We start from the raw sequence: 19527 nt of genomic DNA, 5'->3' as shown, positions 1-19527 counted from the left end.
CGTCCCATGGTTCAGGTAATCGTTCAAGGAAGGGCTTCACCCTACGAAGCCCCTCTCCGATCGCTTCTCGGCCACCTCTCCCCCGCTCTAGCGGGGGCGAAGACTCCAATCTTGCGAGGCCTTACATCCCCGTCAGATCGCTCATCAACCCGGACGCTACCGACAGCCGCGACACGGTGATGTCGCCGCCTTCGGTCAGCGCCTGCAGCCGCTCGCGGATGCGTGCCACCCGCTCGCCGCCGGCTTCCAGCCAGGCCGCCACCGGATCGGCTGCCTTTGCATGGCCGGTGAGTGCCGCGACCGCAATGCCGCGCCGTGCCGCACCGATCGTGTCGGTGGCGCGCGACAGCGCCAGCTGATCGTAGTAGTCGGAGGGCGTGATCGAGCGCGCCGCGTCTTCGACACGCGGGATGCGGAAGGCATCGCTGACCGCGAAGAACGCCTTGGCCGCGGCGACGATGTCGGCATTGGCCGTGCGGGCCGTGAGCGCAATGTCGGGGATGAGTTCCGCCACCTCGCTCAGCGCCAATTGCTCGGCCAGCCTTTCCGGCGCGCCGCTCTTGAACAGCCCGTGCCGCTTCTCCTCGATCCGCTCGCGCGAAAAGGCCGGCAGCAGCGAAACGATCTTGGGCTCCAGTGCCTTGCGTGCGTCCTGCAGTTCGGCGATGCGCAGGCCAAGCGGTGCCGTGCCGGCATCGTTCTTGAGATACCAGCCGCTGGTCACGTAGATCAGCCGGCTGACCGCCTGGTAGAGATCGAGTTGCACCTGGCCGTCGATAAGGTTGTCGAGCGCGTCGATCTCGCGATAGAGCGCCGGCAGCGCAAAGCCGTCGCGCACCACGGCGAAGGTCCGCACCACCGCGGCGGCGGTGCGGCCGGTCGCCTCCTGCAGGCGGTTGACGAAGGACGGGCCGCCGCGATTGACCAGGTCATTGGCGACGACTCGGGCGATGATCTCACGACGCAGCCGGTGGCCGTGGATCTCGGCGGCGTATTTCTTCGCCATCCGGTCCGGGAAATAGCCCATCAGGTCGCGATCGAAATGCGCGTCGTCCGGCACGTCGCTGGCGACGATATCGGAAAACAGCACGATCTTGGCATAGGCGAGCAACACGCCGAGTTCGGCCCTGGTCAGCGGCTCACCGCGCGCTTCGCGCTCGGCGAGTGCTGCCGGCGACGGCAGTGTCTCGACCACGCGGTCGAGCAGGCCGCGTGCCTCCAGCGCCGTCATGAAGCGGCTCTGATGCGCGATGTCGGCGAGGCCGCGCTTGCGGGCGATCGAAAGTGCCAGCGTCTGTTCGTAATTGTTGGACAGCACCAGTCCGCCAACCTCGCCAGTCATTTCGGCCAGCAGCTTGTTGCGCGCCGGGCGAGTCAACGATCCCTTGCGCATGGCGGACGCCAGCGCGATCTTGATGTTGACCTCGACGTCGGAGCAGTTGACGCCGCCCGAATTGTCGATGGCATCGGAATTGCAGCGGCCGCCATTCATGCCGAACTCGATGCGCGCCCGCTGCGTCACGCCGAGATTGGCGCCCTCGCCGATCACCTTGGCGCGCACGTCGAGCGCGGTGATGCGGATGGCATCATTGGCGCGGTCGCCGACCTCGGCGTTGGTTTCGCTGGATGCCCTCAAATACGTGCCGATGCCGCCGAACCACAAAAGGTCGACCGGCGCCTTGAGGATGGCGCTCATGATCTCGACCGGCGTGGCGGTCGTCTTGCTGAGGCCGATCGCCGCCGCCGCCGCCGCCGGCAAGGTGATCGACTTCTGGTTGCGCGACACGATGATGCCGCCTTCCGACAGTTTCGTCTTGTCGTAGTCCTGCCAGCTCGAACGCGGCAGGGCGAACATGCGCTCGCGCTCGGCCATCGAAGCGGTCATGTCGGGATCGGGATCGATGAAGATGTCGCGATGGTCGAAGGCGGCGATCAGCCGGGTCTTCGGCGACAACAGCATGCCATTGCCGAACACGTCGCCAGACATGTCGCCGACACCGACGACGGTGAAGGACGAGGTCTGGATGTCGCGGTTGATCTCGCGGAAATGCCGCTTGACCGCTTCCCAGGCGCCCTTGGCGGTGATGCCCATCTTCTTGTGGTCGTAGCCGGCCGACCCGCCGCTGGCGAAGGCATCGTCGAGCCAGAAGCCGTGCTTCTCGCTGATCGCGTTGGCTGTGTCGGAGAAGGTCGCGGTGCCCTTGTCGGCGGCAACGACGAAATACGGATCGTCCGGGTCACGGCGCACGACGCCGGCCGGCGGGATGACACCGTCGAGGCCGATATTGTCGGTGATCGACAGCAGGCTGGAGACAAAGTTCTTGTAGGCCGACGTGCCGGCCTCGAAGATCGCGTCGCGGCTGCCGCCCGCCGGCAGGCGCTTGGGAAAAAAGCCGCCCTTGGCGCCGACCGGCACGATGACGGCGTTCTTGACCTGTTGCGCCTTGACCAGGCCGAGCACCTCGGTGCGGTAGTCCTGGGCGCGGTCCGACCAGCGCAGGCCGCCACGCGCCACCGGACCAAAGCGCAGATGCAGCCCCTCGACCTCGGAGCCGTAGACGAAGATCTCCCGCCACGGCCGCGGCGCAGGCAGTCCCTCGACCGCATGCGAATCGAGCTTGATCGCCAGCGACTGGCCTTTCTCTTTCGTATCGGCAACGAAATGATTGGTGCGCAGCGAGGCTTCGATCAGATTGAGGTAGCGGCGGATGATGGTGTCGTCATCGATGTTCGGCACATCTTCCAGCGCATCCTTGATCTTGGCCTTGAGATGCTTTGCCGCCACCACGCCTTCGGTCTCGGCTGTCGGGCCAAGCCGGGCGATGAACAGCGCATGCAGGCCACGCGCGATGTCGGGATAGCGGTTGAGCGCGGCGGCGATGAAATCCTGGCTCTGCGGAATGCCGACCTGCTGCAGATAGCGGCCATAGGCGCGCAGGATGGTGATCTCGCCCGACCACAGGCCGGCGGTCTGGGCGAGGCCGTTATAGCCGTCATTGTCCACCTCGCCGCGCCAGACGGACAGGAACGCGTCCTCGAACAGCGCGCCGCCATCGCCAAGGTCGATCGGCTTGCCGTAGCTGTTCTCCAATTCCATGTCGTGGATGAAGACCATACCGGACTGGTCGTCGTCGACCTCGAAAGTGCGCTCGCTGATGACGCGGAAGCCGATGTTTTCGAGCACCGGCACCCGCCGCGACAGCGCCACCGGGCTGCCGTGGTGATAGATCTTTAACGACGCCTGATGCGGCTTCTGCTCAACATCACGATAATAGTCGATGGCGATCGGATTGCCGGCGCTGATCCTGGCGATGCGGCCGGCATCGGCCAGCGCCACCGCCGCGCTGAACGAATCGCGGTAGCTTTCCGGCAGCCGCGCGGCAATTGCCTTCAATCCCTGGTCGCCGCCAGTGGCGTCCGCGGCATCGGAAAGAGCATCCTCCCAGGTGCGCACGATGTCGCGGATCGCCGCCTCGATCGTCGCTTGCTCGACCTTTGGCGTCTTGCCGCCGGAACGGCCGATGATGAAGTGCACACGCGCCAGCCCGCCTTCGGGGAAGGCTGGGTAATAGGCCGACAGCCGGCCTTCGAATACGGTCTTGAGATAGCTGCCGATCTTCTCGCGCACCACGCTGTCGTAGCGGTCGCGCGGCACGAAGACGAGGATCGAGACGAAGCGGTCGAACTGGTCGGCGCGCACCAGCGCCCGAACGCGCGGCCGCTCGACCAGGCCGAGAATGGCGGCGGCATGCTTCCTCAGGATCGGCACCGGCACCTGGAACAATTCGTCGCGCGGATAGCTCTCCAAAACGTTGATCAGCGCCTTGCCGGAGTGGTCGTGACGGTCGAAGCCGGACTTGGCGATGATGGTTTCGGCCTTCGACCGGAGATAGGGGATCTTCATCACCGAGCGCGTGTAGGCGGTCGAGGTGAACAGGCCGACGATGCGCAATTCGCCCGCCAGCGTGCCATTGGGAGTGTAGGTCTTGACGCCGACGTAATCGAGATAGATGCGGCGGTGCACGGAAGACTTGGCATTGGCCTTGGTGACGATCAGCGGCTCCGGTCCATGCAGGAAGGCGCGGATCTCCGGCGTTGTCGTCACGGCCTCCGTGCCGCGCCTTAGCACCAGCACGTCGGGATCGGCCAGAATGCCGAGACCGGGCTTGTCGGCGCGCTCCAGCGTACCGCTTTCCTCGCCGCCCGTGTATTTGAATTCGCGCATGCCGAGGAAGGTGAAATTGTCGTCGCGCAGCCACTCCAGGAAGGCGATCGCTTCGGCAACGCTCTTCTTGTCGAGCGGCACCGCGGTATAGCGGTACTCCGAGATCGCCTGGTCGAGGCGGGCCAGCATCGGCCTCCAGTCATGGACGGCGGCATGAACCTGGCCGAGCATCTTGCGCAGCCGCTCGGTCAAGCCGGTCGCCTGTTCGGCGGTCAGCCGCGGGATGTGGACATGGATGACGCTCAGCCGGTCGTGATTGCCGTCGTCCTTGGCGAAATTGCCGTCGCCGAGGATTTCATCGACGCCTGTCTTGCCGTGGCGCACGGTGATCACCGGGTGGGTGACCAGGGTCGGCTCGCCGGCGCTCTCGGTGATCTCGCCGAGGATGGAATCGAACAGGAACGGCATGTTGTCATTGACGACGGTGATGATCGTCACCGGGCGACCCTCGCGGACAACGCCCGAATCGGCATCGACGGCAACGACGCACTCGCCCTTTTTGTGGCTGGCGACTGCCTGGCCGGCGAGATCGGCTGCGCGTTCGAGATCGGCCGCTTCGTAGGTTGCGATGTCTTCAGCCGGCGCGCGGGCGAGCAGATAGTCGGCAAGCCTGGCTGGTCTTTCCTCCGTTTTCGTCGCTGCCGTGGCCTTTTTCTTCGACTTGCTTGCGGATTTCACGCTGGCCATGATGCCATTCCCTCCCGTCGCATGCTTTTGCGACTATGGTAGCAGATGACCGCTGTTTGGCGACAAAGGTTTGACGGCTTGCCAAGAATTATCGCAATTCTGCGGCAATCCGCCGCCCACCGAGGAGAAGTGACCCATGACCGGCAAGATCACCGCGCTTGACCTTGGCCCGGGAGAGCTGAGCGAGGCGACAAAAGCCTATTTCGCCAAATGCGAGGAGAAGCTCGGTCTCGTCCCCAACGTGCTGCGCGCCTACGCCTTCGACGACAAGAAACTGCGCGCTTTCACCGACATGTACAACGACCTGATGCTGGGAGAGTCCGGCCTGTCGAAACTGGAACGCGAGATGATCGCGGTCGCCGTCTCCTCGATCAACGATTGCTATTACTGCCTGACCGCGCATGGCGCGGCGGTGCGCCAGTTGTCCGGCGACCCGGCGCTTGGCGAGATGATGGTGATGAATTTCCGCGCCGCCGACCTTTCGCCGAAGCAGACCGCAATGCTCGAATTCGCCGTCAAGCTGACCGAAGAGCCGGCCAAGATCGTCGAGGCCGATCGGGCAGCACTTCGCCAGGCCGGCTTCACCGATCGCGACATCTGGGACATCGCCTCGACCGCCGCCTTCTTCAACATGTCGAACCGGGTGGCGGCGGCAATCGACATGCGGCCGAACGACGAATACCACGCCATGGCGCGGTGAAGCTCGGCGGCTGGAACACAACCACGCCTATATTAGCTGTTTCGCATTCTCGTTGCATGTTCGCCGCTTTGGTCCGATGATCGAGAGGCGGCGTGACCGCATGCCGGTTCCATGCCGCTGATCAAGGGAGGAGAACATGGCGAAGTTTCTCTACGTCTATCACGGCTCGGGCAAGATGCCGACCGAGGAGGCCGAACGGAAAGCGGCAATGGACGCCTGGACGGACTGGTACGGCAAGCTCGGCTCGGCCGTGGTCGACGGCGGCAATCCGGTCGGCATGTCGAGGATGTTGCTGCCCGGTGGCAAGGTCGAGAACAATGGCGGCAGCAATCCAACCGCCGGCTACACAATCGTCGAAGCAAGAGACATCGACGATGCCGTCGGCAAGGCCAGGGACTGCCCTATCCTGATGGACCCGGGTTTCAGCGTCGAGATCGCACCAATCATTGAAATGATGTGACGCGGCATTTGTTTAAGCATGATCTCTCCTGCCGAAGGTCAGCGAAGCAAAAAACGGTTCCCGCTTTTAGCTGACGCAGTCCTTCGGTTCGGATTTACGCTCTGTCAGCGCGCCGCGATCGCCGCGGCAGCGCCGGCCATCGTCGTGGCGCTGACGCGGTTGGCGATCTTCATGGCGCGCTTGCTCTTCAACAGCTTGCGCGCCTGCGAGGCGGCAAGCACCCAGGCGAGGTCGATGGCGACCAGCACCGCGGCCATGGTCGCCGTCAATTCGACCCAGCCGACGATGCTGACCGACGCAAGGTCGATGATCGTTGGCAGCAGCGCCAGATAGAACATCATGATCTTGGGGTTGCCGAGCGTCACCGCCATGCCGGCGAAGAACAGTTTTGCGGGCGAATCCTCGCGCGGCATTTCGCCTGCGTTTGCCTCGACCGGCGCGGTCCACATCTTGAAGGCAAGATAAGCGAGATAGGCGACGCCGATCCATTTCACGACGACGAAAGCGAAGTGAAAACTCTGCGCCACGACAGCCAGACCGAACACCGCCAGCGACAGCCAGATGCCCTCGCCGATCCACATGGCGAGCAGGAACGGGAACACGTCGCGAAACCCTTTCGAGATGACGCGAGCGACGAGTGCAGCTATCGACGGGCCGGGCGAGCCGGCGGCGACGAACAAAGCGGCGGCAAAGATCAGGAGCGAGGTGAGGTGCATGGCCAGGATCTCTGTTGAAACCTTCGTTGCCCGACATTAGAGCAACTCTAGGAAAGTGCGTAACGGTTTCCGTCCGGCATCGCGTCAAAACAAAGAGATGGAGCGGTTCTGCGTTTCCATGAAACGATGAACCGCTCTAGAGAAATCGACTGAGCGGCGGTAGCACCGACAAAGATACGCTTGCCCGTCCGGCATCTCGCGGCTAGAAGAGCCGCCGCGAAACAAATTCGAGCTTCACTTTGCCTCAGTAACCGCCGGTCTCGTCAACTCCCCCGACACACTGCATGGCGCCGCAATCGCGGAGCCTGTTTTCATTTTCATGTGTTCCTCTGGGCGGCGGTTCGAGACCGGTTTGGCACTGCTGAACCGCTGTCGCGCGCTGTCCGCCCGTGACACCTGATTTCCAATCATAGCTAGCTATCGCCACGCCGTGCCCGCATGGGCATCTCGACATCGCCGGCCTGATGAACTTCCCGACGGGAAGGGCCTATCGGCATGTCTGGACTATCGCGTATCCACTGGGCCATCGTGCCCAAGACCGCACCTCGACCGCTTATCAACTGCAATCGCTGCGGCACCGTGAAGGCCTATCGTTGCAGCGGCAAATTCCGCGTCAACGCCAATGGCAAGCGCATCGACGTCTGGCTGATCTACCGCTGCATCGACTGCGACAATTCCTGGAATTTCGGCATTCTGGAGCGTTGCAACCGCCGCGACCTCGAGCCGGCGCGGCTGGCGGCGCTTGAAAGCAACGATCCGGCGCTCGCCAAGCGCCATGCTTTCGATGTCGTTGCGCTACGCAGCCGGGTGGGGCGTGTCGAGGAGTTTCCCGATGTCGCCGTCCACAAGCAGAGGCTCGGCGACACGAGGGAAAGCGCAACCGGATTGGAACTCCAGCTCCGGCTCGAAATGCCGACATCGCTGCGGCTGGACCGCTTGCTTGCCAACGAACTCGGCGTCTCGCGATCGCGGCTTCAGGCGTTGGAAGAGCGGCGATTGTTGATCGTTGATCCGGAAGGCGCCAAAGCCTTGCGCAAACCGGTCCGGGAGGGAACGACGATCCGCATCGACCTGGCTGGCCAACACGACCGGGAGCACATCATCTCGGCTGCCGGTGGATAAACGAAAGAGGGGCGAAGCACGCCTATGCTTCGCCCCTCTGAGCTTTGGGAAAAAAGAGGATTAGGCCGCGCCGACCGCCTTGGCCGACTTCTCGAAGCGCTTGCGCTCATTGGGGTCGAGATAGAGCTTGCGCAGCCGGATGGTCTTCGGCGTCACCTCGACCAGTTCGTCGTCCTGGATCCAGGCCAGCGCGCGCTCCAGCGTCATGCGGATAGGCGGCGTCAGCTTGACCGCCTCGTCCTTGCCAGCGGCGCGGATGTTGGTGAGCTTCTTGCCCTTCAGCACGTTCACTTCGAGGTCGTTGTCTCTGGAGTGGATGCCGATGATCATGCCCTGATAGACCTTGACGCCGGGATCGATGACCATCGGGCCTCGGTCTTCCAGGTTCCACATGGCGTAGGCCACCGCCTCGCCCTGCTCGTTGGAGATCAGCACGCCGTTGGTGCGGCCTGGCAATTCGCCCCTGTAGGGCTCGTAGGCATGGAACAGCCGGTTCATCACGGCGGTGCCGCGCGTGTCGGTCAACAGTTCCGACTGGTAGCCGATCAGGCCGCGCGTCGGCGCGTGGAAGACGATGCGCTGGCGATTGCCGCCCGACGGGCGCAGCTCGACCATCTCGGCCTTGCGCTCCGACATCTTCTGCACGACGATGCCGGCATGCTCCTCGTCGACGTCGATGACGACTTCCTCGACCGGCTCCAGCAATTCGCCGTTCTCGCCCTTCTGCATGACGACGCGCGGACGCGACACGGCGATCTCGAAACCTTCGCGGCGCATCGTCTCGATCAGCACGGCCAGCTGCAATTCGCCGCGGCCGGAGACGAAGAACGAATCCTTGTCGGGCGATTCCTCGATCTTCAGCGCGACATTGCCTTCGGCCTCGCGCAGCAGGCGGTCACGGATGACGCGGCTGGTCACTTTGTCGCCTTCGGTGCCGGCCAGCGGGCTGTCGTTGACCAGGAAGGACATGGTCACGGTCGGCGGATCGATCGGCTGCGCATGCAACGGCTCGGTCACCGCCGGATCGCAGAACGTATCGGCAACTGTGCCCTTCGACAGGCCGGCGATGGCGACGATGTCGCCCGCTTGGGCTTCCTCGATCGGCTGGCGCTCGAGGCCACGGAAAGCCAGGATCTTGGAGATACGGCCGGTCTCGACCAGCGTGCCGTCATGGTGCAGCACCTTGACCGGCTGGTTGGACTTCAGCGTGCCGCTCTCGATGCGGCCGGTGATGATGCGGCCAAGGAACGGATTGGCTTCCAGGATGGTGCCGATCATGCGGAACGGACCGGGATGCACGGTCGGCGCCGGCACATGCTTGATGACGAGATCGAACAGCGGCGCCAGGCCCTGGTCCTTGGGGCCTTCCGGATTTTCGGAAACCCAGCCGTCGCGGCCTGAACCGTAGAGGATCGGGAAGTCGAGCTGCTCGTCGGTGGCGTCGAGCGCCGCGAACAGGTCGAACACCTCGTTGACCACCTCGACATGGCGCGCGTCCGGACGGTCGATCTTGTTGATGACGACGATCGGCTTCAGGCCGACCTTGAGCGCCTTGCCGACGACGAACTTGGTCTGCGGCATCGGCCCCTCGGCGGCGTCGACCAGCACGATGGCCGAATCCACCATCGACAGGATGCGCTCGACCTCGCCGCCGAAATCGGCGTGGCCGGGGGTGTCGACGATGTTGATGCGGGTGTCCTTCCAGTCGACCGAGGTCGCCTTGGCCAGGATGGTGATGCCGCGTTCCTTTTCGAGGTCGTTGGAATCCATGGCACGCTCGGCGACGCGCTGATTGTCGCGGAAGGACCCGGATTGCCGAAGCAATTGGTCGACGAGGGTGGTTTTTCCATGGTCGACGTGCGCGATGATCGCGATATTACGAATTTTCATGTTCTGGTCTCGGAAGCGTTGCGGGCAGCAGGCCAAAAGGCGCTGCCTCTTTCGGTTGCGCGGCTCATACAGGGTTTTTCGCAGTTGCGAAAGAGGCGGCGCGACACCAAATACTCATCAAATCTTAAGCATCTGCGTGTGAGATGATTTTGTTAACCAAGGCGGGAACCTTTCGGGTCCCGGACAGTTCGAACGTCATGACCGATAAACTCAACCGATTTTGGCCGCTCATCGCGTCCGCTGCCTTTGCCGTCCTGCTGGCGGTCAACGCCGCGCAGTCGGCTGCGGCGCTGAAAGAGGCACGGCCTGCCTTGCCGTCCGATGCGCCGTCTGCCGAGCAGGTTTTCGCCGACGCCCCCGACGGCGTCGACCCGATGGTGACCGGGCCGGTCAGCGCCTCCTTCAAGCAGAGGCAGGACGCCGCCAACTGCGACAGCGCCGTCTGGCCCAACATCCCGATGGTTTGCTACCCTGATTGACGACCGCCGGCAGCGGTCGTCATTGCAGAGATGACGAAGGTCGGCTTAGGCAGACCGCACAGGGTCGAGCGTGACCTTGTAGAGTTCATTGTCGTCGCGATCCATCAGCCGCACCGTCATCTGCTCGCTGGCGCCGTTGATATCGACCAGCCCGAAGAATTGCAGGCCGGCCGACGGCGGCAGGTTCTGGCCTTGCTCGGCGGTCGGCGCCTTGATGAACTTCAGCTCCGGACCGAAGGTCATGTCGAAATCGTTCGGACCGAACGTGCCGGCATGGATCGGACCCGAGACGAACTCCCAGAACGGATTGAAATCCTGGAACTGCGCCTTGTCGGGATTGTAGTAATGCGCGGCGGTGTAATGCACGTCGGCGGTCAGCCAGACAGTGTTGCTGATGCCGGCGTTCTTGATGAAGCGCAGCAGGTCGGCGATCTCCAGTTCGCGCCCCTTGGCCGGGCCGTTGTCGCCGTTGCTGACCGCTTCCGCGCCGGCCTTCTTGGTGGCATCGTCCCAGACGACGAGGCCGAGCGGCATGTCGGCGGCGATGATTTTCCAGGTTGCCTTCGAGTTTGCCAGTTCGCGCTTCAGCCACTTCGTCTGCTGTTCGCCCAGCATCCGCGATTGCGGCGTCATCTCGGTCTGCATGTCCGGACCGTTGGGGCCGCGATAGGACCGCATGTCGAGGAAGAACACGTCGAGCAGCGGCCCGTAAGCAATCTTGCGATAGACGCGGCCGGGCTCGGACGGTTCGTAGCGGATCGTCGTCATTTCATGGAAGGCGCGCGCCGCACGTGCCGCCAGCACATGGATGGATTTCTCGGTGTAGCGGGAGTCGGCGCTGAGATCCTTCGAGTCCGACCAGTTGTTGAGCACCTCGTGGTCGTCCCACTGGTAGAAGGTCGGGCAGATGGCGCTCAGGCCGAGCACGTTCCTGTCCATCATGTTGTATTTCCACTGGTCCCGGTATTCGTCCAGCGTCTCGGCGACCTTGCGCTTGCCATCGATCAGCACGACGTTCTTCCACTTGCCACCGCCGGGCAGGTCGACCTCGTCCTTCATGGCGCCGTCGGCATAGATGGTGTCGCCCGAGTGCAGAAAGAAATCGGGCGTGTGCTTGCCGATCGTGGCGTAGGTCTTCATGCCGGTCTCGTCGATGCCCCAGCCCTGGCCGGCGGTATCGCCCGACCATGCGAACTTGATGTCGCGCCTGGAGGCGGGCGCGGTGCGGAAACGGCCGGTGATCGGTTCGGAGAGGGCGTTGATATCGGCAAGATCGGCGGCCGTCATGCGGTAGAAGATGTCCTGGTCGGAAGCGAGGTCGGTGAGCAGCCGCTTGGCCGTATAGTCGCTGGCCGGCGAGGTATCGAGCGGCGCCAGGCGGACGGCATCGGTGAAACTTTCGGTCGATGACACTTCGAACATGACGCGCGATGGGCGATCGGTACGCGTCCACACCATGCCGCTGGTGGCATCGACATCGCCTGACTGGACGCCATGGGTAAAGCCCGGGCGCTGGTTGGCGCGCGAATAGTAAGGCAGCGCCAGGCTGGAAGCACCGACCAGGCCAACGGCGCTGGCGGAGGTGACGAAAGCGCGACGGGTCATCGAGAGCTTGTTCATGGCTGTCTCCTGGATGGCTTGAAAATTGCCACCAAAGTCCAGCGTCAATGTTTCAGGCGCATCTCGAAATCATGAAGGTTTTCTGACGATCAACAGCGCGTGGTGGCTCGCCCGGACGGCGAAGCTCCGATCCCCCCACGTGGGGGAGATCGGCAGCTTGACCGATAGCACCTACGCCGCTTGCGGTTCCGGATCGAACGCCGGGCGGCTGGTGTTGATCAGCAGTGAGATACAGGCAGCGGCGATCGCCGTCATGCCGGCGATCAGGAAGGCCAGCTCATAATTGCCCTGCAGCTCGCGCATCGTGCCGCCGAAGGCAGCCGCGGTGGCCGCACCGATCTGGTGGCCGGCGACGATCCAGCCGAACACGATCGGCCCGCTACGGTCGCCGAACGCCTCGTTGGCGAGCCTCAGCGTCGGCGGCACGGTCGCGATCCAGTCGAGGCCGTAGAGCACGGCGAAGATGATCAGGCTGGTCGCCGAGAAGCCGGAATAGGGCAGGTAGATCAGCGACAGGCCACGGATGCCATAATAGACGCCGAGCAGCTTGCGCGGATCGAAACGGTCGGTGAGCCAGCCCGACAGCGTTGTGCCGATCAGGTCGAAAATGCCCATCATCGACAGCAGGCCGGCCGCCTGCACCTCGCCGATGCCCATGTCGCCGCAAAACGCGATCAGATGCGTGCCGACCAGTCCGTTGGTGGTGAAGCCGCAGACGAAGAAGGTGGCGAACAGGTACCAGAACACCCGTGTGCCGGCGGCGCGGCGCAGCGTCGAGAACGTATGCGCGAGGAAATTGCCTTGCGATGCTGGCGGCGTCGGCGGCTTGTCGTCGGCCTCGGCGCCATAGCGCACCATGCCGATCGAAGCCGGCCGCTCCGGTACCAGCAGCCAGACCAGCGGTATCAGCGCCGCTGTGGCGATCGCAACCGCGATGGCGACCGGCTGCCAGCCACCCGACTGCGCCAGCGCGGCGATCAGCGGCAGGAACACCAGCATGCCTGAGGCACTGGAGGCTGACATCAACCCCATGACAAGACCGCGATTGGTCTTGAACCATCGATTGACGATAGTGGCCCCAAGCACGCTGGCGACGGCGCCGGAACCAATGCCCGAGAACACGCCCCACGTGATGAACAGATGCCAGGGCTTGGTCATCAAGAGGCTGAGCGCGGTCGAGCCCGACATCACCACCAGCGAGGCAAGCAACGTGCGGCGCAACCCGATGCGCTCCATCAGGGCTGCGGCAAATGGACCGGTGAGGCCGTAGAGCAGGATGCCGACGCCGGCGGCCAGCGAGATGATGTCGCGCCGCCAGCCGAAACTGTTCTCCAGCGGCAGCATCATGACGGCAGGCGCCGAGCGCAAGCCGGCCGCGACCAGCAAACAAAGAAAGATGACGCCGACCACGACAAAGGCGTAGCGCTGGCCAAAGGGACGGGATTGAGCTATCATGTTACTGACCGGTACGTTGCAGGGGTGTGAACATCAATACGTACCGATCGGTAACACGTCAATCGAGTTCCATGATGCCAACGGACAAAAATATTGAACTGACCATCAGCGACGGTCATGCATCGGCGCCGCCGAAAGCCGCCAAGAAGATCCTCGATGTCGCCTACGACCTGTTCTACCGGCGCGGCATCCGGGCGATCGGCGTCGACGAGATCGTCCGGCGCGCGGGCGTCACCAAGCCCAGCCTCTATCGCAGCTTTCCGTCCAAGGATGAGCTGGCGGCCTCCTATCTCAGGCAATACGACCAGGAATACTGGGAGCGTTTCGATGAGGCGGTCGCCGCTCATCCCGGCGACCCGCGCGCCCAGATCAAGGCTTTCCTGACCCGCATCGGCAAACGCACGCAGATGGCGGAATATCGCGGCTGCGGCATGACCAATGCGGCGGTCGAATATCCCGAACACGGCCATCCGGCCCGTGTGGTCAGCGAGGCCAACAAGCAGGAGCTGCGCCGACGGCTGCGCGCCATGGCGGTTGTGATGGGAGCGCAAGACCCTGACACGCTGGGCGACGGCCTGCTGCTCCTGATCGAAGGCGCCTATATCAGCGGCCAGTTGTTCGGGCTCGGCGGCCCGGCGCAGTCGGTCGCCCGCAACGCCGACCTGCTGATCGAAGCGAGCTTGAAGAAATAGCGTTTGGCGCTACGCTGCGTTGGCTTGCAACGGAGATCGTCCGCCATGCGTGCCATTCTGATCCCGCTTGCCCTCGCCGGCCTGTGTCAGGCGGCTCATGCCGACGGCATTGCGAGCGCCTACACCGATCTCGACTGGAAGAAGGACTGCGTGACCTACGCGCAGGCCGAGGAAGGCGACGGCGACTGGGCCGATCTCGCCTGTTCCGGCTATCGCGGCTATCCCGTGCTGGTCGCCTATGACGACGCCCGTGAATCGCTTTTCTATGGGTTTCCGCCGGGCGGCGACATGACATCGGTCTGGGAGAGTTTTTCCGGCTTCAATTCCTCCGGAGCCAAGGTCGAGTGGCGCATCGAGACCAACGGCGACAAGGCTGTGCCGTTTGCCGCCATCCACCGCCGCTCGATCAGCAATCCCGAGGACCAGAACAAGCCTACCGAGGTGCTGCTCGTCGCCAAGGTCGGCCAGATGGAGGCCCGCGACGGCTGCACGGTCGGCCTGGTGCTCGCCACCGGCAATCCCGCCGCCAACGATCAGGCGCGCAAACTCGCCGACGAGAAAGCCCGTATGTTCGCCTGCGGCAAGGACAAGCACACCGTCATCGGCAATGTGCCGGCTTTCGGCCGCGTCGATAACTGACCAGTCGGGCTACTTGCTCGCCTTGGCCCGCTCGATCGCGTCGACGATCATCTTCTTGGCATATTTGGAATCGTGCCAGCCTTCGATCTTGACCCATTTGCCGGGCTCGAGATCCTTGTAGTGCTCGAAGAAGTGCTGCACCTGCTGGCGCGTGATGTCGGGCAGCTGGGTGTATTCGGTGACGTTCTCGTAGCGCAGCGTCAGCTTCGGCGACGGCACGGCAATGATCTTTTCGTCCTGGCCGGCATTGTCTTCCATGATCAGCACGCCGATCGGCCTGACATTGATGACGCAGCCCGGCACCAGCGCGCGCGTATTGCAGATCAGCACGTCTATGGGATCGCCATCTCCCGACAGCGTGTGCGGCACGAAGCCGTAATTGCCGGGGTAGCGCATCGAGGTGTGCAGGAAGCGATCGACGAACAGCGTGCCGGCCTCCTTGTCCATCTCGTACTTGATCGGCTCGCCACCGATCGGCACCTCGATGATGACGTTGACGTCCTCTGGCGGATTCTTTCCGCTGGCTATGGCTTCAATGCGCATGGCTTTGTCCCTCTTATCGATGAAACGATCGATAGCGGGCGCTGCGGCGCGGCGCAATGCGGCGAATGGTGCTGGATACGGTCGACGAACGCAGTGGCCGGAAGGCCGGGCTGTCACTCCCAGACGAAAGCGACCTTCTTCAGCGCCTTCTGCTCGAAGATTTCGACACCCTCGGCAACATCACGGCCGCCGGCGCCAGCATAGAAGGCGAGCGCGTTCTGGTTGTCTTCCAGCGCCCATACCACCATGCCCTTCAGCCCGTGATCGGCCAGACGCGCCCTGGCTGCCGCGAACAAACGGCTGCCGAGCCCGATGCCCTGATATTCCGGGCGCAGGTACAATTCGTAGATTTCGCCTTGCTGCCGCAGTTCCCGGGCGCGGTTCTTGCCGATCGTCGCATAGCCGGCGATCTGGCCGCCGATCTCGACGACCAGAACGGTGGCGGCGCGGCGAATGGCATTCGCCCACCAGTCGGCGCCGCGGCGGTTGATCATCGACGTCAGGGTACGGTGCGGAATGATGCCTGAATAGGCGCCGCGCCAAGCCTGCAGGTGCACCTCGGCGATGTCACCAGCGTCGCGCGGCTCGGCCTTCCGGATGTCGATCGTGAGCGTATTCATGATTTGTTAACCATAAACCCGCATCGCCCGATTGCAAGAGTCAGGGCGACCTGCCGATCGCTTTCTCACAGGCGATCATCGCCTCAATGAGGTGCCTTCGATGCCGTCTTGGAAAGGCTCATATCTCGACGAGATGGTCGTCGAGCTCGTTGGCGTCGCCCGATGTGACCGGGAAATGCTCGGCCAGCACCGCCCCCACCGAGTCGACCGCCTTGACGAAGCCATCGGCAAGCCGGTCGTCGCCGGCATGCGCGGTCAAGTCGCGGACGACACCATCCCAGACATGCTGGCCGACCTTGGCATCGATGCCCGAGTCGGCGACCACCTCGGCGTAGCGCTCCGCGATCGAGACGAAGACCAGCACGCCGGTGCGCGCCGTGGTGCGGTGGACGTTGCGGGCAAGGAACTGCTTGATCGCATTGGCGTGCGCCGACTGATAGCGCAGCCGCCTCGGCACCAGATGGATGCGCAGGCCGGGCAGCGCCCACAACAACGCCAGCACGCAGACCAGCGCCAGCAGCTGGGCGATGACGAAATGCGGCAGCCGGATCGACAGCCACCAGGCCTCCAGTCCGTAGCCGACGGCAAGGCTGACGATCAGCATGCCTGCAGTCGCCATGAAGGCGGCCGGGAAGAAGTAGCCGTCGCTGGCATGCGCCACGACGCAATAGATCTCGCCATCGGTCCTGGCTTCGGCAGCGCGGATCGCCGCGGCGATGCGCTCATGGTCTTGCGGGCTAATCGGTCGTGTCACCATGATCTTGTCTCACCAGCTTCCTGAAGAACCACCACCACCGGACGAACCGCCGCCGCCGGAAAACCCGCCGCCACTGCCGCTCGAACCCGACCAGCCACTGCCCGAACTGCCCGACGACCAGCCGCTGCCCGACGAAGAACCCGTCGTCCAACCGCTGCCCGACGATCCGCTTGGTCCGCGGCCGTAACGGAATGTCATGCCCAGCCATTTGTACACGCCCGGCGACAGCTTCGTGCCGAACATCGGCGGCAGGAACGCCATTGCCAAGCCGCCGAAGAACATCGTCCCCCACAGGATCAGGAACACCGTGACGACGGGGTCGATAGGAGTGCTGTTGTCGGTGGGATTGCGGTGACCGCGCGCTTCCAGCTCCTCCGGATTGCCTTCCAGCACCATGACCATATCGTCGACGGCTTTGCTGATACCGCCAGAGAAATCGCCGGCGCGGAACGCCGGCACCATGTCGTTTTCGATGATCAGCTTGGTGTGCAGGTCGGTCAGCGTGCCTTCCAGCCCGTAACCGACCTCGATGCGCATCTTGCGGTCGTTCTTGGCCACCAGCAGTAGGACGCCGTTGTTCTCGCCGGCCTGGCCGAGTTTCCAGAAGCGGAACAGCCGGTTGGCGTAGGGTTCGATCTCTTCGCCGTCGAGGCTATTGATGGTGGCGACGACGATCTGGTCGGAGCCCTTGGTCTCGAAATCGGCGAGTTTTTGCGTCAGCGCCGCCTTGGTGGCGGGGTCGATGATGCCGGCATTGTCGACGACACGGCCCGTCAGCGCCGGCAGTTCGGCGGCAAAGGCCGTGAAGCAGCACAACAGCACGGCAGCCAAAACGATCAAGGCAGCGCCGATCGCCGCTGCCGGACGGCAGGGTGTCGTGGGATCGATGCTGCGTATCGTCATGCCGTCACCAGCTTCCCGACGAGCCGCCACCGCCGGACGAACCTCCGCCGCCGGAAAAGCCGCCACCGCCGCCACCCGAAGACCAGCCACCGCCGGAACTTCCCGACGACCAGCCGCCACCGGACGACCGCCGGTGTGGTTCGAAGGTCATGCCGAGCCAGCGATAGCGGCCGGGACCAAGCTTCTGGCCGAAGATCGGCGGTAGGACGGAAACCGCCATGCTGCCGAAGAAGATGATCGCCCAGATGCCGATGAACACCGCAAAGAACAGATCGTCGGTGTTAAAGGGCGGCTGCTGGTTGCGCTCACCCCGCGCCACCAGCTCCTCCGGATTGCCTTCCAGCACCATGACCATGTCGTCGACGGCTTTGCTGATGCCACCGGAGAAATCGCCGGCGCGGAACGCCGGCACCATGTCATTTTCGATGATCAGCTTGGTGTGCAGGTCGGTCAGCGTGCCTTCCAGCCCATAGCCGACTTCGATGCGCATCTTGCGGTCGTTCTTCGCCACCAGCAGCAGCACGCCGTTGTTTTCCTTCGCCTGGCCAAGTTTCCAGAAGCGGAACAGCCGGTTGGCGTAGGGTTCGATCTCTTCGCCGTCGAGGCTATTGATGGTGGCGACGACGATCTGGTCGGAACCCTTGGTCTCGAAATCGGCGAGCTTTTGCGTCAGCGCCGCCTTGGTCGCGGGGTCGATGATGCCGGCATTGTCGACGACACGGCCCGTCAGCGCCGGCAGTTCGGCGGCAAAGGCGAGCGGCAGCAAGAGAAAGCTTAGAATGGCATACAGCAAGGCAAGGTTGGCGATCCGTCGCGCCCCCCAAGGTTGGCGAAAGCGGATGCGACAGCCAATCTCCCCCCTTGAGGGGGAGATGTCCGGCAGGACAGAGGGGGGTGTGGACACGCCTGCGGTCCGTCTCGTCAGGATGCGATACTAGGAGATTCGCCGGCTTCGCCGCTCACCCGCCCTGCTTCGTGCCGAAATCGACCTTCGGCGTCTGCAGCTTGTCGTCGTCGATGGTGAAGTTGGCGAACGGCTGATTGCTGCGGAACCAGAAAGTCGCCCACAGCACCGAGGGGAAGGTCCTCAGCGTCAGATTGTAGTCCTTCACCGCCTGGATGTAATCGCGCCGCGCCACCGCGATGCGGTTTTCGGTGCCCTCGAGCTGCGCCTGCAGCGCCAGGAAATTCTGGTTGGCCTTGAGATCCGGATAGGCTTCCGACACCGCGATAAGCCGCGACAATGCGCTTGTCAGCCCCGCCTGGGCATCCTGGAACTTCTTAAGGGCTTCCGGGTCTTTCAGCGTTTCCGGCGTCACCGTTATCTGCGTTGCCTTGGCGCGCGCCTCGACCACCGCGTCGAGCGTGTCCTTCTCATGCGCGGCATAGCCCTTGACCGTCTCGACCAGGTTGGGGATGAGGTCGGCGCGGCGCTGATACTGGTTCAGCACCTCGCTCCATGCCGCCTTGGCGTTTTCCTCCGCCGTCGGGATGGTGTTGTAGCCGCAGCCGGCAAGCAGCGGCAGCACGATCGCCATCATCAGGAAGGCGGGCAGCGTGCGGAACATGGTCGGTGGAGCAAGGCGCTGGGCAAACATGATGGGTCCCTCGGTAGAAGTTGCATGCGAAGCATTACCACAATCGGCGCGCAAGAAAACGGCCTCGGCCGCGCAGCCCACCTGGCATGCCGCATACCATCGCAAGGCCCTGTGATTGGCCGCGCGAACGCGATAAGGTCCGGGTAAAACAGGACATCATCATGGCGGAACGCCAGGACAGCGATAGGGAATCGCGACGTATCCTCGAGCGCATCGCGCGAGAGACGGATCCGGCCGGCAATTCGTTTGTGGCGCGAGCCACGAAGGGCGTGCGCGACCACGTCACCGCGACCGATGCCGACCGTGCCGACCCGATCGAAATTTGGGGCACGCGCATTGGCCGGACAATCGGCCTGCTCCTGGTGCTGGGCCTGATGGTCTGGCTCGTGCTTTACCTCATCCGGGGCAACTAGGAATCAAC

18 protein-coding genes are annotated in these 19527 nt (G+C 63.6%); 7 read left to right on the top strand and 11 right to left on the bottom strand.

The features are described 5' to 3' along the window. Positions 1 to 121 precede the first annotated feature (121 nt). Positions 122 to 4912, bottom strand: a complete 4791-nt coding sequence (locus AC1D10_RS04130; protein WP_477269026.1) for an NAD-glutamate dehydrogenase — start codon at positions 4910 to 4912, stop codon at positions 122 to 124. 136 nt (positions 4913 to 5048) lie between these two features. Between AC1D10_RS04130 and AC1D10_RS04125 the strand changes: the two genes are divergently transcribed. Beyond that, a complete protein-coding gene (locus tag AC1D10_RS04125; protein WP_477269025.1) occupies positions 5049 to 5612 on the top strand; it encodes a peroxidase-related enzyme in 564 nt (187 codons plus the stop codon). Between the two features lie 136 nt (positions 5613 to 5748). Further along, positions 5749 to 6072, top strand: coding sequence for a YciI family protein (locus AC1D10_RS04120; protein WP_379094862.1), 324 nt, complete (start codon positions 5749 to 5751; stop codon positions 6070 to 6072). A gap of 104 nt (positions 6073 to 6176) precedes the next feature. Here the strand turns inward: AC1D10_RS04120 and AC1D10_RS04115 are convergent, their stop codons facing one another. Then, positions 6177 to 6788 (bottom strand): LysE family translocator, encoded by a 612-nt coding sequence (locus tag AC1D10_RS04115; protein WP_477269024.1) that lies wholly within the window; start codon positions 6786 to 6788, stop codon positions 6177 to 6179. Between the two features lie 495 nt (positions 6789 to 7283). Here AC1D10_RS04115 and AC1D10_RS04110 point away from each other — a divergent pair, with 495 nt between their 5' ends. Beyond that, positions 7284 to 7910, top strand: a complete 627-nt coding sequence (locus AC1D10_RS04110; RefSeq protein ID WP_477269023.1) for a DUF1062 domain-containing protein — start codon at positions 7284 to 7286, stop codon at positions 7908 to 7910. 60 nt (positions 7911 to 7970) lie between these two features. On the opposite strand, the gene typA is transcribed toward AC1D10_RS04110, so the two are convergent. Next, positions 7971 to 9800: a translational GTPase TypA gene (typA, locus tag AC1D10_RS04105; protein WP_379094853.1), complete on the bottom strand. Its 1830-nt coding sequence runs from the start codon at positions 9798 to 9800 to the stop codon at positions 7971 to 7973. 197 nt (positions 9801 to 9997) lie between these two features. On the opposite strand from typA, the gene AC1D10_RS04100 reads away from it, so the two are divergent. Further along, the gene (locus AC1D10_RS04100; RefSeq protein ID WP_477269022.1) at positions 9998 to 10279 is read left to right on the top strand and encodes a hypothetical protein; all 282 of its coding nucleotides are present in this window, start codon (positions 9998 to 10000) and stop codon (positions 10277 to 10279) included. 45 nt (positions 10280 to 10324) lie between these two features. Here the strand turns inward: AC1D10_RS04100 and AC1D10_RS04095 are convergent, their stop codons facing one another. Together AC1D10_RS04095 and AC1D10_RS04090 are read right to left on the bottom strand one after the other, a co-directional pair. Beyond that, positions 10325 to 11899, bottom strand: a complete 1575-nt coding sequence (locus tag AC1D10_RS04095) for an alkaline phosphatase D family protein (protein WP_477269021.1) — start codon at positions 11897 to 11899, stop codon at positions 10325 to 10327. Positions 11900 to 12070: 171 nt separating this feature from the next. Then, positions 12071 to 13354, bottom strand: coding sequence for an MFS transporter (locus tag AC1D10_RS04090; protein ID WP_477269020.1), 1284 nt, complete (start codon positions 13352 to 13354; stop codon positions 12071 to 12073). A 74-nt stretch (positions 13355 to 13428) separates the two neighbouring features. On the opposite strand from AC1D10_RS04090, the gene AC1D10_RS04085 reads away from it, so the two are divergent. Together AC1D10_RS04085 and AC1D10_RS04080 are read left to right on the top strand one after the other, a co-directional pair. Then, entirely contained in the window at positions 13429 to 14046 is a 618-nt protein-coding gene (locus AC1D10_RS04085; protein WP_477269019.1) for a TetR/AcrR family transcriptional regulator, read from the top strand. A gap of 45 nt (positions 14047 to 14091) precedes the next feature. Continuing rightward, positions 14092 to 14685 (top strand): hypothetical protein, encoded by a 594-nt coding sequence (locus AC1D10_RS04080; RefSeq protein WP_477269018.1) that lies wholly within the window; start codon positions 14092 to 14094, stop codon positions 14683 to 14685. 9 nt (positions 14686 to 14694) lie between these two features. Here AC1D10_RS04080 and ppa read toward each other — a convergent pair whose 3' ends face one another. The 6 genes from ppa to AC1D10_RS04050 form a co-directional block, all read right to left on the bottom strand. Continuing rightward, positions 14695 to 15228, bottom strand: a complete 534-nt coding sequence (ppa, locus tag AC1D10_RS04075) for an inorganic diphosphatase (RefSeq protein ID WP_379094837.1) — start codon at positions 15226 to 15228, stop codon at positions 14695 to 14697. 113 nt (positions 15229 to 15341) lie between these two features. Further along, entirely contained in the window at positions 15342 to 15848 is a 507-nt protein-coding gene (locus tag AC1D10_RS04070; protein ID WP_379094834.1) for a GNAT family N-acetyltransferase, read from the bottom strand. A gap of 118 nt (positions 15849 to 15966) precedes the next feature. Beyond that, positions 15967 to 16605: a TPM domain-containing protein gene (locus tag AC1D10_RS04065; protein WP_477269017.1), complete on the bottom strand. Its 639-nt coding sequence runs from the start codon at positions 16603 to 16605 to the stop codon at positions 15967 to 15969. Positions 16606 to 16614: 9 nt separating this feature from the next. Next, positions 16615 to 17508 carry a TPM domain-containing protein gene (locus AC1D10_RS04060; RefSeq protein ID WP_477269016.1) on the bottom strand — a complete coding sequence of 298 codons (894 nt, stop codon included), beginning with the start codon at positions 17506 to 17508 and terminating at the stop codon, positions 16615 to 16617. Between the two features lie 4 nt (positions 17509 to 17512). Beyond that, the gene (locus AC1D10_RS04055; protein ID WP_477269840.1) at positions 17513 to 18349 is read right to left on the bottom strand and encodes a TPM domain-containing protein; all 837 of its coding nucleotides are present in this window, start codon (positions 18347 to 18349) and stop codon (positions 17513 to 17515) included. 118 nt (positions 18350 to 18467) lie between these two features. Then, on the bottom strand, positions 18468 to 19106 hold the full coding sequence (locus tag AC1D10_RS04050; protein ID WP_477269015.1) for a LemA family protein: 639 nt from the start codon (positions 19104 to 19106) through the stop codon (positions 18468 to 18470). Between the two features lie 161 nt (positions 19107 to 19267). On the opposite strand from AC1D10_RS04050, the gene AC1D10_RS04045 reads away from it, so the two are divergent. After that, positions 19268 to 19519, top strand: a complete 252-nt coding sequence (locus AC1D10_RS04045; protein WP_477269014.1) for a hypothetical protein — start codon at positions 19268 to 19270, stop codon at positions 19517 to 19519. The last annotated feature ends 8 nt before the right edge of the window (positions 19520 to 19527 follow it).

The sequence above is a fragment of the Mesorhizobium sp. P2_A8 genome, from assembly GCF_056404935.1.
Note: the sequence above shows the minus strand (reverse complement) of the source record. Positions and strands in the feature narration are given on the sequence as shown.

Excerpts from the sequence above, each read along its gene's own strand:
- ppa (WP_379094837.1), bottom strand. The coding sequence starts at position 15,228 with ATGCGCATTGAAGCCATAGCCAGCGGAAAGAATCCGCCAGAGGACGTC.
- AC1D10_RS04070 (WP_379094834.1), bottom strand. The coding sequence starts at position 15,848 with ATGAATACGCTCACGATCGACATCCGGAAGGCCGAGCCGCGCGACGCT.
- AC1D10_RS04130 (WP_477269026.1), bottom strand. The coding sequence starts at position 4,912 with ATGGCCAGCGTGAAATCCGCAAGCAAGTCGAAGAAAAAGGCCACGGCA.
- AC1D10_RS04090 (WP_477269020.1), bottom strand. The coding sequence starts at position 13,354 with ATGATAGCTCAATCCCGTCCCTTTGGCCAGCGCTACGCCTTTGTCGTG.
- AC1D10_RS04045 (WP_477269014.1), top strand. The coding sequence starts at position 19,268 with ATGGCGGAACGCCAGGACAGCGATAGGGAATCGCGACGTATCCTCGAG.
- AC1D10_RS04050 (WP_477269015.1), bottom strand. The coding sequence starts at position 19,106 with ATGTTTGCCCAGCGCCTTGCTCCACCGACCATGTTCCGCACGCTGCCC.
- typA (WP_379094853.1), bottom strand. The coding sequence starts at position 9,800 with ATGAAAATTCGTAATATCGCGATCATCGCGCACGTCGACCATGGAAAA.
- AC1D10_RS04125 (WP_477269025.1), top strand. The coding sequence starts at position 5,049 with ATGACCGGCAAGATCACCGCGCTTGACCTTGGCCCGGGAGAGCTGAGC.
- AC1D10_RS04115 (WP_477269024.1), bottom strand. The coding sequence starts at position 6,788 with ATGCACCTCACCTCGCTCCTGATCTTTGCCGCCGCTTTGTTCGTCGCC.
- AC1D10_RS04110 (WP_477269023.1), top strand. The coding sequence starts at position 7,284 with ATGTCTGGACTATCGCGTATCCACTGGGCCATCGTGCCCAAGACCGCA.
- AC1D10_RS04065 (WP_477269017.1), bottom strand. The coding sequence starts at position 16,605 with ATGGTGACACGACCGATTAGCCCGCAAGACCATGAGCGCATCGCCGCG.
- AC1D10_RS04080 (WP_477269018.1), top strand. The coding sequence starts at position 14,092 with ATGCGTGCCATTCTGATCCCGCTTGCCCTCGCCGGCCTGTGTCAGGCG.
- AC1D10_RS04060 (WP_477269016.1), bottom strand. The coding sequence starts at position 17,508 with ATGACGATACGCAGCATCGATCCCACGACACCCTGCCGTCCGGCAGCG.
- AC1D10_RS04095 (WP_477269021.1), bottom strand. The coding sequence starts at position 11,899 with ATGAACAAGCTCTCGATGACCCGTCGCGCTTTCGTCACCTCCGCCAGC.
- AC1D10_RS04085 (WP_477269019.1), top strand. The coding sequence starts at position 13,429 with ATGCCAACGGACAAAAATATTGAACTGACCATCAGCGACGGTCATGCA.
- AC1D10_RS04100 (WP_477269022.1), top strand. The coding sequence starts at position 9,998 with ATGACCGATAAACTCAACCGATTTTGGCCGCTCATCGCGTCCGCTGCC.
- AC1D10_RS04120 (WP_379094862.1), top strand. The coding sequence starts at position 5,749 with ATGGCGAAGTTTCTCTACGTCTATCACGGCTCGGGCAAGATGCCGACC.